The sequence below is a fragment of the Acetivibrio clariflavus DSM 19732 genome (assembly GCF_000237085.1).
GTDB lineage: Bacteria > Bacillota > Clostridia > Acetivibrionales > Acetivibrionaceae > Acetivibrio > Acetivibrio clariflavus.
This window is the reverse complement of record NC_016627.1, coordinates 3,736,783-3,750,004: the sequence shown is the minus strand read 5'-3', so window position 1 is coordinate 3,750,004 and position 13,222 is coordinate 3,736,783. Positions and strand designations below refer to the sequence as shown.

Here is a 13,222-nt window from a genome sequence, read left to right as displayed (position 1 = left end):
GAAATTCAAAAAAAGAATCAAAAAGCTGGATTTAATGTAATTTTTATGGTGAAATTATCCTATGAATATACAAGAAATTTCAGTAGAAAAATTACTTAATATAATTGAAGAAAAAGAACGAAGGATTGCAGAATTGGAACAACAAGTCCAATGGTTTATGGAACAAATACGCCTTTCAAAGCGTAAACAATTCGGTGTTATCTTGGCGAACAAACAAAGATTGAGCAAATCAATCTTTTTAATAATGAAGAGGAAGAGACTCATAATTTAGCTATTACCGTAAGAGAACACGTCTAACAACAGATAAACTTCCTGAAGATTTACCGGTGGAGGTAATAAGCACAAGTTACCCGAAAAGGAATGTATTTGCCCGGAATGCGGTAGTGAATTGCATACAATGGGAAAGGAAACTCGTGATGAGTTGAAGATTATTCCGGCAAAAGCGGTAATAGTGCGTCATATTAGGCATGTTTATTCATGCCGGAACTGTGAAAAAACATCCGACCATACTTCCATTGTAAAGGCAGATATACCGGAACCGGTCATAAAGGGAAGTTTTGCATCACCCGAGACAATTGCCCATATAGCGACGCAAAAATTCATGATGGGTTCTCCCTTATATCGTCAGGAGCTGGAATGGAAACAAAATGGCATTGAGATATCAAGGCAGACAATGTCAAATTGGTTGATAAAAGCCTGTGAGAATTGGCTGGAACCGATATATGAGGAGATGAAGAAACGGCTGTGCGAGCATGAGGTACTGCATGCAGATGAAACAGTGGTACAGGTGCTAAAAGAACCAGGGAAGGCGGCACAGTCGAAGAGTTATATGTGTCTGTATCGAACGAGCGGAGAGGCAAAACATCAGATAATACTTTATGACTACCAGCCGGACAGAAAGCATATACATCCGGAAGAATTTCTAAAAGGTTTTTCGGGATACTTACATGCAGACGGATATAGCGTGTATTACAAATTGCCCGAAAAAATAACTGTAGTAGGTTGTTGGGCCCATGTACGGCGAAAGTTTTTTGACGCAATGGAAGCCCTGCCCAAAGAGAAGCAAGCAATGTCTAATGCTGCAAAGGGAGTAGCATATTGCGATAAACTGTTTCATTTGGAGAAACAGTTTGCATTGCTATGCCCGGAAAACCGGTTAAAAGAACGAGAAAAGCAATCAAAGCCTATCATAGATGAATTTTATGATTGGATAAGAAAATTAAATGTACTTCCCAAAACCCATCTGGGTAAAGCAGTACAATATGCTCAGTACCAGCGAAAATATCTTGAGAGGTATATGCTGAATGGACGATTGGAGATATCAAATAACCGTGCAGAGCGAAGTATAAAGCCTTTCGTAATCGGACGCAAGAACTGGCTTTTCAGTAATACGCCAAGTGGTGCGAGAGCGAGCGCGGTGTACTACAGCCTAGTTGAAACAGCAAAAGAGAATGGATTGAATCCTTTTGAATATTTGTCGTGGATATTTACTCAAGCTCCCAATCTTGGAAAGCCTGGTTATGTGAGCTCGTTTGCAGATTTTCTGCCCGGCAGCGTGAAAATACCTGCTAAGGTGTTTATACCGCAATCCAAAAGAACAGAGCTTGAGAAATATGCGTGGGAGGAAGACGAATGAGAGTTGGAAAACATACGATATTTATGATTAAATTTATCACGGATTTTATTAATGGTGAAATAGAACGTTATTTTTTTGATTTGGATTATTCTGCATATGTAATAGAGCATTTTCCCCATATGGAGTATGAGAACAGTGAATTAGCGGACAAATTTGCTCATACTGTAGATCGAGCATATGAACTCGGAACTTCTCCTGGTTTGTCAGATGAAGAGTTCAGGATGGAAATTGCTAATGCTTTCAATGAATGGTTAGGCGAAAAGAGACCCAACTTAATTTAGATGCACATAGGTTGTAAAAATTAAAGATTAAGTTTTGGTTGAAAAAGTTTTATCGATTTACAAAACTTTTCCAACCATTTTTATTAATGATTGTGTCATTCATGTGCTGGTATGTTTGACGCTTACGGATTACATGCCCATCATGTTATGCCTAAATCATTCGCAGCTAAATTTGGTATACAAAACGGAGATGAAATGTTTTCAATCGCATTAGACCCTACTACACACCAAGCCATAACTGCAAGAGTTAACTCAGCTATTCCTTGGTGGAAAGCACCATTTATGAGTGCATCTCAAATAAAAAATGAAATGAAGTATTTATATCAGCAAATGTATTATGAAACAGAAGATATTTTATATAAATTTATGGCAGACTTCATTGAAGCAGGACAATATGTTGAATAGTAATCGTTGTGTGGTTCAATAAAATATGTTAAAATAATTGGGCAAAAGCATATTATGGAGGTAAAAAATGAACGTGATAGATATTATTAACGAAATCAATCTTACATACCCAGATATTGACAAAAACACAAAAGCAACTTCACAATTAATAAAAGATTCTGAATGGTATGTAAACAAACCTTTACCAGAATCATATAAAAAGTTTGTGAAATACTTTTCAAATGGAATATTTTTATTTGAGGTTGAACCAATACTTGGGGTAGGAAGAGATTTAAAAGGGTTACCTTGTGGAATGATAGTTCCGTCTGGTGTACTAGTACAAAAAGACAATAGTTGTTTTATCGCCCCTGAAAATAGATATGTAGATAGAGCTAAATTAATAGCTTTTACGGCAGGCTCTGCCCTTGACCTATCTCTTGACCATTGGGTATTTATTGCTGATGACTCACCTGAAAATAATGAGTATAAAATTGGCTATGTGACCCAAAATACAGGCAATATTGCTTTAGTATTAAATAGTTTTGAAGAATGGTTAAATATATTTTGGCAGTACAACAAGGACGAGGATACTCAAGTCTCTGTATTTCATAGTTTATATAAAACATTTGATGAAAGAGATATAATATTAAGTAGTGTTTAACATCGTAAATAATATCATTACAAAATAAAGAGGACGTGTATACGTCCTCTTTTCTATTCTTGATTAATTATAATATTTTCTAGCGTTGTCTTGGCAACTTTCTATCTTCAAATTGAAGCTGTCCTTCATAATTAGTTAGATAACATGCTTAGTTGGGAAAATACTGGATTTAATGTTTATTGTGGGGAGGCAATATACGCAGAGGAACAGGAGAGTATTGAAAAACTTGCTCAATATGTAGTTCGTGCTCCAATTTCTCAGGAAAGAATGTTTTACATACCACCAGAAGAAAGTTCAAATGAAGTTGGGAAAATTATTTACAAGGGTAAAAATAGCAGAGAAATTCAAGCTTTTGATGCTTTGGATTGGTTAGCACGATTGGTAACTCATATCCCAAATAAGGGAGAGCAATTTGTAAGATATTATGGTTATTATTCAAATAAGAGTAGAGGACAAAGGAAAAAAGCTGAGACAGATGATAAAGTACCTGCAATTGTAAGTAGTGATTTATCTAAAAAAGCTTTTTGTAAAAACTGGGCAAGACTTATTCAAAAGGTTTATAATGTTGATCCTCTAAAATGTAAATATTGCAATGGGAAAATGAGAATAATTTCGTTTGTAGAGGATGAAGAAACTATCGAGAAGATTTTGAAACATTTGAAGCTTTGGGGAATTCAGAATCATGATCCGCCTAATCATTTCAAAATACCACAACAATTTGAACATTTTATATTGGCCAATTCATTGCTAATTGGAAACAATGAAAAAAGTAATGAAAATATGGGCAAAAATAAAGACGGTAATTATGAAGAACACAATTCTAATAATGTTTTTCCTGATTATGAAACTTGTGATGAAATGCCAAAATATGAGGACTGGTTTTAAAGAATAAATTCTTATAACCTTAAGTTTGTAGTGCTATTTTTTGTTTTGTGCAGGAGGTTCAATACTTAAAGATAATATTATTTTGGGATTATTATTTAAAAATGAAGCAAATGTATATTGTTTTGGATGATTTTTGATTTTAGTAGTGAAAAACAGAATTTAATATGATATTATGAAAAAAGCAAATACCTATCTATCTTCGAATTTTTATTTTTGGGAATATTTATATTGGGTTATTTCAAAAATAACCTATTCAATACTCAGGTCGTAAAGTCCATCGAAACTTGCTGAACCTTTTATGATTGGATCAAAAGAGGTGCAACAGAGAAACAGTAGTTTTTAATTCCATGAAACCAAAGTAGATTATTTGAAAAACAATTGATCGGTTATTTTTGAAATAATTTAATTGTAATATTTTCTGAATTTTTGAATATATATAATGTGCACTAATTTTCCATTAATATTAAATATATATTACATCTATTGAGAGTGATGGAAAAATATAGTACAATGTTTTTAAAGACTTTTATTAGGGGGAGTATAGTTTGAGAGGAGGGTTGTGAATGGATAATTTCACACAGAAGTTAATAAGGGAAATTGCTGAAAAGAACTCACTGCTTAATTCCTTCGACCAAAACTATGACTCGAACAGAGAAAGTGCAGAAAGTATCAAAGTTCAGCTAGATAGCCTTCTTTACCAGTATTACAAGACATTAAGATATGCTGATGATGAAAACTGAGAAAAGAAGCATTTGCATTATAGTAGACCTAACAGAGTTAAAGATGCACAGATTTATCTACACTAGACTGAGGGTCGGAAAGAACTTATTGTTCTTCCGGCCTTAAGATTGTTATTTATGGCTATCATATACTTCTTCACATAATTATCAATTTACCTTTTAAGTTTCACCAAAAGCCTTTTATAGATGTTCTGTACTAGAATTTTTGCTCTTTCTATTGTATTTGTATTTTTGGAGACCTAGATTTGAGGGCCGTAATAGAGCATATCCTTATTTTAGTATTAGTGATCCAATTTTCCTTTCAACATGTATGCACCAATCCGGTTTTGATCTGTAAAGGTATGAATCCGTTGGGATTATTTCCAGACAAAAACAGATTCCGAATTTCAGTCCTATCTTATTAACTTCATACATTAAATAAAACTGAAATAAGTTTATGAACTAAAAAATTTAAAATCTGCTCATGCTTACATGTTAACAACTGACTTTCCTTGAGTTATGATACTATCATAGGTGAAGATGGCGGAAGTTTTTCACAAGTTCAGAAGAATCGCTAAGTATAACTTATACTGAGATTTTTTTACAGCAATTTTATTCTTGATGAAAAGCAACACCATTCATTGATACCTTTACCGAAATAAAGATTCAAGAAGCCTTTTTTAAAACTCAAACAGGGGTGGACCAAGTTTATTGTTGCCTATCATCTTTCCACAATAATAGAAAGAGATATTATTCTTATTATGAATGGTAGTGATATTATAGAGCAGTATTCTCTTAATGAATTACTTTTACAAAAAGAGTTATATGCAAATTTGCATAATAGCTAATTTGCTCACTAATATTTGTACACTCCAATAGCCTTAAGAAAGAATAAAAGGAAACGGGGCTGTTACAAAACTAACTAAACTTAAAAAGTTAGTTTTGCAGCAGCTTTTTTGTCTAGAAATAGTAAAATGCGGATCCAAAAGGACCCGCAAGTGTTGTATAATATTTAAATGACAATTAAAAATATAACACAACAAAAGAATTATACCTAATTTAGTGGATATTATCAATTGGTTTTACCATTAAATCTTGAAATGTTAATACCTTAGAATGAATCTGTCAGACTGCTTAGCCAAATACTGGAGGGATTAAATTATACAAAGCTATATAAGGCATACTCTTCTACAGGAAGAAAACCAGCGGTTGACCCAAAGACCATGTTTAAGGTTCTAACATATGCATATTCTAACAATATATATTCTAGTAGGAAAATTGAAACCGCATGCAGAAGACATATCAACTTTATGTGGTTACTACAAGGTGAAAAAAAGCCAGACCACTCAACTATAGCTAGATTTCGTAAGGACTATCTACCATTGGCAATAGAAGACCTCTTTTATCAAATGGTAAAGTTTCTTCATTCTATTGGAGAAGTCAAATTTGAAAACCTTTTTGTAGATGGTAGCAAAATAGAAGCTAACGCAAATCGCTACACATTCGTATGGAAGAAGGTTGTGAATAAAAATGAAGCAAAAATGTTTGAAAAAATTAAGTACAGTATTGAAGAGATAAACAAAGAATATTTCACTACCTTCTCAGTTTCTAAAGAGACATTAATACAGGATTTAGATAGAGTCCTAGGATATCTTAAGGAAAAACAACAAGAAAATAAAATAGAGTTTGTGCATGGAATTGGTAAACGTAAAACTCAATTGCAAAGATTTATGGAGAAGTTCCAGGAATTTAAAGAACGTCAGGAAAAATATGATGCCCATAACCATTTATTTGATGGAAGGAATAGTAATTCAAAAACCGATACAGATGCAACATTTATGCATATGAAAGATGATCATATGCGTAATGCGCAGTTAAAACCTGCTTACAATGTTCAGATTGGTGTAGAAAGTGAGTATGTTGTAGGTGCAGGAATTTTTCAAGATAGAGCAGATACGAATACGCTCATTCCATTCTTAAAAGATATGGAATCCAAACTAGATAACCGGTTTAAAAACATAATTGCAGACTCAGGTTATGAAAGTGAAGAAAACTATCTCTACTTGGAAAAAAACAAGCAAAAGTATTACATAAAGCCCCAGACTTATGATAAATGGAAAAAGAAAAGATTCAAAAAAGATATTAGTAAGCGAGAGAACATGGCATATGATGCACAAAAAGATGAATATACTTGTCATAATGGGAAACAGCTCAAGCTAATTGGAGTAAGCCATAAAACCTCTTCATCTGGTTATCGTTCAGAGATAAGCATTTATGAATGTGAAAATTGTATGGATTGTCCGTACAAACAAAAGTGTACCAAAGCAAAAGGCAATCGTAGGATGCAGGTATCAAAAACCTTTGTGGAAAAGCGTTAGATATCTTACAAGAACATAATGACAGAAGAAGGAATATTACTCCGGGTAAATCGTTCAATACAAGTAGAGGGAGCTTTTGGAGTTCTTAAAAACGACTATAATTTCAACAGATTTTTAACACGAGGAAAAAGTTGTGTGAAAACAGAATTCCTTCTTCTCTGTTTTGGATACAATATAAACAAATTACATACCAAGATCCAAAACGATAGATGCGGTAAAGCATTGCATGAATTAAAATTCGCCTAAACCTCATAAATTTTAATGGGCTTACTTTGTTGTGCCCAAAAATCAAAAAAACAATGAAAATCGAGTAGCATTCCGAAATTCTATTGTATGTTTTTTTGTTGTTTCCAATAAAAGGGAGTATCGCTCCCTACTTAAAAGTAGTTTTGCGACACTCCCGTCATTGTTATATCTACTTACCACATAGAAGATAATTACTGAATATTTGAGATTAAAGCGAATTTGCTTCGTTTTTAGCAACTAAAATATTGTCGATTTTTAAATTAGTTCCATCTTATTACATTGTGGATAGATCTTGTTGGAGTTACTAATGTTGTTCCATTAAATCTTGCACCAGTTGATCCTCCTCCATCTAGACCTATTCCCATAGTACAACCTAAATTACTGAGAATTGTAATTGCTTGCGCTGCAGATGTTTTTTTAGTATAAAATGAGAAAATTAAAACTTTGTTTATATTAGGGTTATAGCCTAGTACAGTTCTATATTCAGCATTTGCATAGGAGGAAGGCCACCACTCAGCTGATAAATTTAAAGGAAATAAGTTGAAACCTGTTGTTGCAAACTTAATATCAGACAATCTTTCTTCAACGTCAATATCTTTTATATTTTTAACCTTTACAGTTCCATTTTTATATACAATAAATGTCCCTCTTGCAACTTCATCATGAGGTAATCGCTTAGCTATTAAGACTCCATCATTTACCATTGCACCAACAGATACTGTTTTACCACTAGAATCAGTTCCGAAAAATGTACCATTAACATAGTCACCGGTTACATATCTTTGATTTACTATTTGGTTTCTAAGACTGAGGGGACTAACTTCAATTACCTTTCCATGTTGTTACCCATTAAGACCAACATTGTAAGAAACAAGATTGCTAGCATACGTTGGTAGAGATAAAGAGAAAAGCAAAACACTTGTTACAATTAAAGACATTAGTTTTTAATCATAGCACATTTCCTCCTTAATATGTAGTTTTATCCAATTGGATAGATAAATTATACAATAATTAAATAAAATTGTAAATACATTTTATCCATAATTTTTCAAGAAAAGTATATATTATATAAAATTTAGTGTAATCTTCATGAGCATGGAGTGATTAACAGTAATGTTTATGCTTAAATATAAGCTAAAATCTATGTAGCAAATAATAATGTAAATAGTTATTATTAGTTAAATTTGCAAAATTTATATACTAATAAACTTTCCTAAGACAAAACTAATAGCTTTGCATTGTAGTAATCAGGCAGAGTAAAGACAAAATAGTCCAAAATTCGATAATTGCCTCTTTTGCTAGAACAGCTTTCTGTAAATTAGTTTTCAAAGCCAATATAACAAGCTTTACGGATTTGAGAAATTTAGCATCTTCAAACCATAATAGTAGTATTAGAATAAAGCTGCCATAGTGCGCAAGTTAGTGTTATACATTAAGGTTTATTTTGTAGAACTTGAAAATAGTAATATGAAATGAGAATTAACAATAAATCAGAACGAAATTTGCTTTTATACAATATACTTTGCAATAAACATTTTATATTGATTTTAGATATTGCAAAATATATACATTGATTCATATGTTGCGAAAAAAACCGCTTCTAACATACAAATGCAGATACTTTAATTGCATTTGCTTATGTAAAATCTTTTTCGCAACATATATAGCAGAAAGAGCTTGCTTTAGCATAACAAACTCAGAATTCAGGAAGGTAGACACTGCATTATCATGGTTTTTGAAATTAATAGTTTTTAGTCAATTGCTGAACTGGCAGGATTGATAAGATCCTTTGAATTAGCCGAGCTCAAAGGGTTAGAAGCCATGGGAATGAAAGAATTACTGTCTGTCCAGTTCAAGAGTAAACATACGAAAACCAATTTTTCTTGTTCTCATTAGCATGATCATTAACTCAACTTATAAGTGTTTATTTACCATGATTACTACTTGGGTATTTGGTAATGTTGCTATATATTGATTATCATTGACAAATGTTGTATTGTTATATAGAAAATATAATTTTGAAGGAGAGTAATAAGTAGTGGAATTCAAAAAAAAGCTAATAGCCTATATTATGGGGATATCAATTTTCAGACTGGTTATTTTTATTTTGATAGATCCTACAATACATCCTGATACACAATCATATATTGAGCTGGCTAAAAGTATTGTTAATAATGACTTTAATGGTTTTAACGGACTTAGAACACCAGGCTACTCTTTTATTATAATACTTGCAGGGTTTAATTTGAAAGTCACTATTTTAATACAGATGATTTTTGGAATTATTATTTCATATCTAATTGCATATATTATTTATGAGTCTACGAATAGAGAGTATCTTTCACTACTTGCTTCTAGTCTTTATTCTATTTTCATTCCGTTTCTATTTTTTGAAGTTGCTATTTTAAGTGAAACTACTGCAGCATTTTTTATATTATTATCTTTCACGAGTTTCATTAGACTGGTTAAAAATAAAGATAAATATTTACTAAGAGTTTTCTTAATTAGTATTTTTACTTTAATGGCTGTGCTTACAAGGCCAGTATATTTGGCTATGGTGCCATTATATTTTTTTTACTTAATCTTTGTCTTCATATTTAAAAAGCTAAAGATTGGACAATCACTAAAATATATGACAGTTTTTACTTTGCCTGTACTTATTGGCGTATTTGGCTGGTCATATGTTAATTTCAAGTATAATGATACATTTACATTCGCAACAGGACGTGGATTTGCTGCAATGGAAATGGCAGGCGACTTTATTGAGCAAGCTCCTGATGGCTATCCGTATAATATAATAAAAGATGTTTACATTAGGGAGAGGGATAAGAATATAAAGAATGGTGCTCCCCATATTGATACTATATGGGGCATTACTGATGAACTCCAGGAAAAAACAGGTCTTAGTTATAATGAACTTTCTCAAGAGGTTAGAAAAATGTGCACCCATGTTATGAGAAAGAATCCGAGTATATATATTAAGTCTGTTATTAGAACGATGATAAATTTTTGGAAAACATTTGGCATTCTAATTTTCACCGAATCTAAGACAAGTGCTATTATAAAAGGTATAAATATTATTCAAAGAATGATACTAATAATATTACAGATCCCTTATAATGACCCCCATTGTCAAGACAAATTTTTAGCTTTTCTAAGTTAGATTCTCCTTTCTATGTTTTTGTATAATATCTACCTTAAGGTACTCTGTCGGATGGATGTCAAGGGCGAGCATATGCGAGTTCATCTTGCCCCTTGACATCCAATGGTTATATATCCTTTTGATTCCCGGTCTGTTATGACAGACCGGCTGCCTTCCGGCGAGGACGGGGTTTGGGGCAGAGCCCCAAGGTTTTATACTACTGCCTTAATCTCTTTGTTAATCCCAAAATAATATTCTGACGGCGTTTTATAGCCTAGTGACTGATGTGGTCTCTTGTTGTTATAATATTCAATATATTCCCTCGTTTTTTGCCGAAGTTGCTGACCCGTTTCACAATCTTCATGATAAAGCATCTCCCACTTGTAAGTTCGAAAAAAACGCTCTATCCTTTGATTATCCAAGGCTCGTCCTTTCCCATCCATTGAAATTTTTATATTATTACTCTTTAGTAATTTTATGTAATCCTCACTGGCAAACTGTTTACCTTGATCGCTGTTCATAATTTCAGGTTTACCATATCGTTTGATTGCCTTTTTTATCGCTTCTAATACAAATGTCCTATCTAAAGTATTTGATAACTCAAATCCAACAATATACCGGGAATACCAGTCTATTATAGCTACCATATACATAAATCCACGTTTAAGACGGCAATATGTTATGTCTATAGACCATACCTGGTTGGGATGATCTATATTTAAGTCTCTTAGCAAATACGGGTACAAATATTTGTTATGCAGACGTCTGCTAAGATTAGGCCCGGGACAGAAACCGTGAATCCCCATTTCCCTCATATATCGCCGTGTACGCTTCCTATTGATTTGTATGTGGTAATCCCGGTGTAGGATATTTGTCATCCTGCGATAGCCATATTCCGGATGAACCGTGTATACCTCATCAATAATACGTTTTATTAGATATTCCTCATCTGTTACCGGTACTGGCTTGTAGTAAAGGCTTGTACGATTAATACCTAACAGTTCAGCTTGCCTTTTTATGCTTAATTTCTTTTCTTCTCTCTCAATCATCTTCATGCGGTCTTCCCGGGACTTAGAGTCGGCCAGATTTTTTTTTAAGCCAGGCAACTTCATATGAAAGTTGGCCAATTTGCTTAAGCAGTTCGTCCTTCTCCTTCTCATACGACTGTTTGACCTTCTCTACTTCATCAGTTTCCTTACTGAAAACTCTGCCTGCATTGCTTATAAATTCTGCCTTCCAGCGACTTAGCTGATTAGGATGAATTTCATATTCGGCAGCTATCTCATTCAGCGTCTTTTCTTCCCTTAAGACCTCAATCACTATTTTTGCTTTTTCTTCTGGTGTAAACTTTCTTCTCGTTTTCATATTTCTATTCTAACTTATTTTGACCGTTTTGTCTGTCTTAATTTATGGTATCATTATACCTTTTTTGCTTTCACCACTTGTGTACTTTATTAAAAGGAAGAAAGTAGAGCATAATAGAGATTTACTTTTAATTTGCTCTTTTGTGTATATATTAATACTAACTATCTCAATATTAATATCTATTATTGAATGTACTGAAGGTAGGTTTGCCATGCCTACGTATCCGTTACTTATTATAGTTACTTTTACCTTGTATTGTAATTTACTAGAAACACGAAAAGTGCTATATAAATAAGTGACATAGTAAAGTTTCTTAGAAAATCTTCTATATCAATGTGTTACGCCAACAGCTACAAATCATTCCTTTACCCTGTTCCATTAGTGTTTTTTAGAAAGAAATTTGATTTTTGTGTTTTTCTCCATGCACTTTATAAAAATTACTGGTATTGCCCGATAGCAAATGATATAATAAATGACTGATGACTATGGGAATAATAAGTGAACTATAACCTTATAGTCGCTTTAGGAGTGGGGTTTTATTGGGTAATTATTCAAAAAGTGTTAGTTTGGTTCAAAAGTTTATAGCATATATAAAATTGTTAAGACCAAAGCTATTTATTTAACTGAGCAAAATATGCTTTTGACACAGCATTCAATATTTCACCCATCGCTTCATCAGTATAAATATTGTCAATGCTTATTGTATTCTTCAAGATTTCAATATTCTGTGCAATCTTCTGAAGCTCTTTTGGAGATACAATTCCATAGTCTAGACCCACACAGTAAAAACCACCTACTGTTACTGTATTTATTACATCTTCCTGTGAAAGTCCGACAGGTTTCATAGTCATCCTGAATTCCTGAGTATTGCCAAGACCCACTGCCTTGCCTTCAGCAACCACATCTCCGTCGATTTTCAGTTGAGGCTTCATTTGTACCAAATATGCAGGAGTTTTAAATATTCCTCCATACTTATTAATTTAATGCTCTCGAAAACTCGTATTGCTTTCGAGGTCTCTATTTCAGGAGCAAGCTAATTTAGCTCACCCCTAAAATCCACCAATATTTTCCTTAAAATTTTCCAATAAAATTATCCTAATTTTAGCCATATATGGCACCAATCTACCTTGACTTTTTCACAGCGCCCCCAAAATCGAAGTGGGTGGTAATATTTGCCATTACTTTGATTGTGGAGGTTTTATTTATGCTGCGTAACTTTGAGTCTCACACTTCTTATCAGGAAAACCTGAAGCTTCATCTCCTGCTTTTTTGGGAGACCGATAGGGGCAGGGTCACGGATATGGAAAAATCCATATCCAAGCTATACCTTCTCAATTTGGATCCCCTGCTCCCTATCATTAAACCCCTTTATTCTAATACCGGCTGTCCCGCCAAGAACCAGCTGGGTATTATTCGCTCTCTTATCCTTATGCTCGACCAAAAACACCACGGCATTACAAACTGGGCCAAAAAAGTGGCCAACGACCCCCTCCTTTGTGCTATTTGCGGATTCCAATATGGAAAA

The 13,222-nt window shown here is 33.3% G+C and carries 11 protein-coding genes and 2 pseudogenes; 8 read left to right on the top strand and 5 right to left on the bottom strand.

Annotated elements, in window-relative coordinates; all coding sequences use genetic code 11:
- Positions 1 to 61: 61 nt before the first annotated feature.
- The 6 genes and pseudogenes from tnpC (at position 62) to CLOCL_RS22630 (ending at position 4,587) form a co-directional block, all read left to right on the top strand.
- Positions 62 to 1,636, top strand: a pseudogene (gene tnpC / locus CLOCL_RS15675) (IS66 family transposase).
- Positions 1,633 to 1,917, top strand: a complete 285-nt coding sequence (locus CLOCL_RS15670) for a hypothetical protein (protein WP_014254763.1) — start codon at positions 1,633 to 1,635, stop codon at positions 1,915 to 1,917. Before tnpC ends, CLOCL_RS15670 begins: the two are co-directional and overlap by 4 nt.
- Before the next feature lie 111 nt (positions 1,918 to 2,028).
- Positions 2,029 to 2,322: a hypothetical protein gene (locus CLOCL_RS15665; protein ID WP_014256252.1), complete on the top strand. Its 294-nt coding sequence runs from the start codon at positions 2,029 to 2,031 to the stop codon at positions 2,320 to 2,322.
- A 67-nt stretch (positions 2,323 to 2,389) separates the two neighbouring features.
- Positions 2,390 to 2,962, top strand: coding sequence for an SMI1/KNR4 family protein (locus tag CLOCL_RS15660; RefSeq protein WP_014256251.1), 573 nt, complete (start codon positions 2,390 to 2,392; stop codon positions 2,960 to 2,962).
- 144 nt (positions 2,963 to 3,106) lie between these two features.
- Entirely contained in the window at positions 3,107 to 3,847 is a 741-nt protein-coding gene (locus CLOCL_RS15655) for a transposase (RefSeq protein ID WP_052306606.1), read from the top strand.
- Between the two features lie 563 nt (positions 3,848 to 4,410).
- Positions 4,411 to 4,587 (top strand): hypothetical protein, encoded by a 177-nt coding sequence (locus CLOCL_RS22630; protein WP_014256250.1) that lies wholly within the window; start codon positions 4,411 to 4,413, stop codon positions 4,585 to 4,587.
- A 270-nt stretch (positions 4,588 to 4,857) separates the two neighbouring features.
- On the opposite strand, the gene CLOCL_RS22255 is transcribed toward CLOCL_RS22630, so the two are convergent.
- Positions 4,858 to 5,001, bottom strand: coding sequence for an alpha-galactosidase (locus CLOCL_RS22255; protein ID WP_148263796.1), 144 nt, complete (start codon positions 4,999 to 5,001; stop codon positions 4,858 to 4,860).
- Between the two features lie 665 nt (positions 5,002 to 5,666).
- On the opposite strand from CLOCL_RS22255, the pseudogene CLOCL_RS15650 reads away from it, so the two are divergent.
- Positions 5,667 to 7,190 (top strand): annotated as a pseudogene (locus tag CLOCL_RS15650) (IS1182 family transposase).
- A gap of 260 nt (positions 7,191 to 7,450) precedes the next feature.
- Here the strand turns inward: CLOCL_RS15650 and CLOCL_RS15645 are convergent.
- Positions 7,451 to 7,984, bottom strand: a complete 534-nt coding sequence (locus CLOCL_RS15645) for a phosphodiester glycosidase family protein (RefSeq protein WP_276324635.1) — start codon at positions 7,982 to 7,984, stop codon at positions 7,451 to 7,453.
- Positions 7,985 to 9,228: 1,244 nt separating this feature from the next.
- Between CLOCL_RS15645 and CLOCL_RS15640 the strand changes: the two genes are divergently transcribed.
- A complete protein-coding gene (locus CLOCL_RS15640) occupies positions 9,229 to 10,353 on the top strand; it encodes a hypothetical protein (protein ID WP_014256249.1) in 1,125 nt (374 codons plus the stop codon).
- 191 nt (positions 10,354 to 10,544) lie between these two features.
- On the opposite strand, the gene CLOCL_RS15635 is transcribed toward CLOCL_RS15640, so the two are convergent.
- From CLOCL_RS15635 to CLOCL_RS22625, 3 genes are all read right to left on the bottom strand, one after another.
- Positions 10,545 to 11,697, bottom strand: a protein-coding gene (locus CLOCL_RS15635) for an IS3 family transposase (protein ID WP_027622199.1) whose coding sequence is annotated in 2 segments (ribosomal slippage) — positions 10,545 to 11,429 and positions 11,431 to 11,697 — 1,152 coding nt in all. Because the reading frame shifts where the segments join, the coding sequence is not laid out codon by codon here.
- A 611-nt stretch (positions 11,698 to 12,308) separates the two neighbouring features.
- Positions 12,309 to 12,629, bottom strand: a complete 321-nt coding sequence (locus tag CLOCL_RS15625) for a hypothetical protein (protein WP_014256247.1) — start codon at positions 12,627 to 12,629, stop codon at positions 12,309 to 12,311.
- Positions 12,630 to 13,018: 389 nt separating this feature from the next.
- Entirely contained in the window at positions 13,019 to 13,213 is a 195-nt protein-coding gene (locus tag CLOCL_RS22625) for a hypothetical protein (protein ID WP_169313367.1), read from the bottom strand.
- Positions 13,214 to 13,222 lie beyond the last annotated feature (9 nt).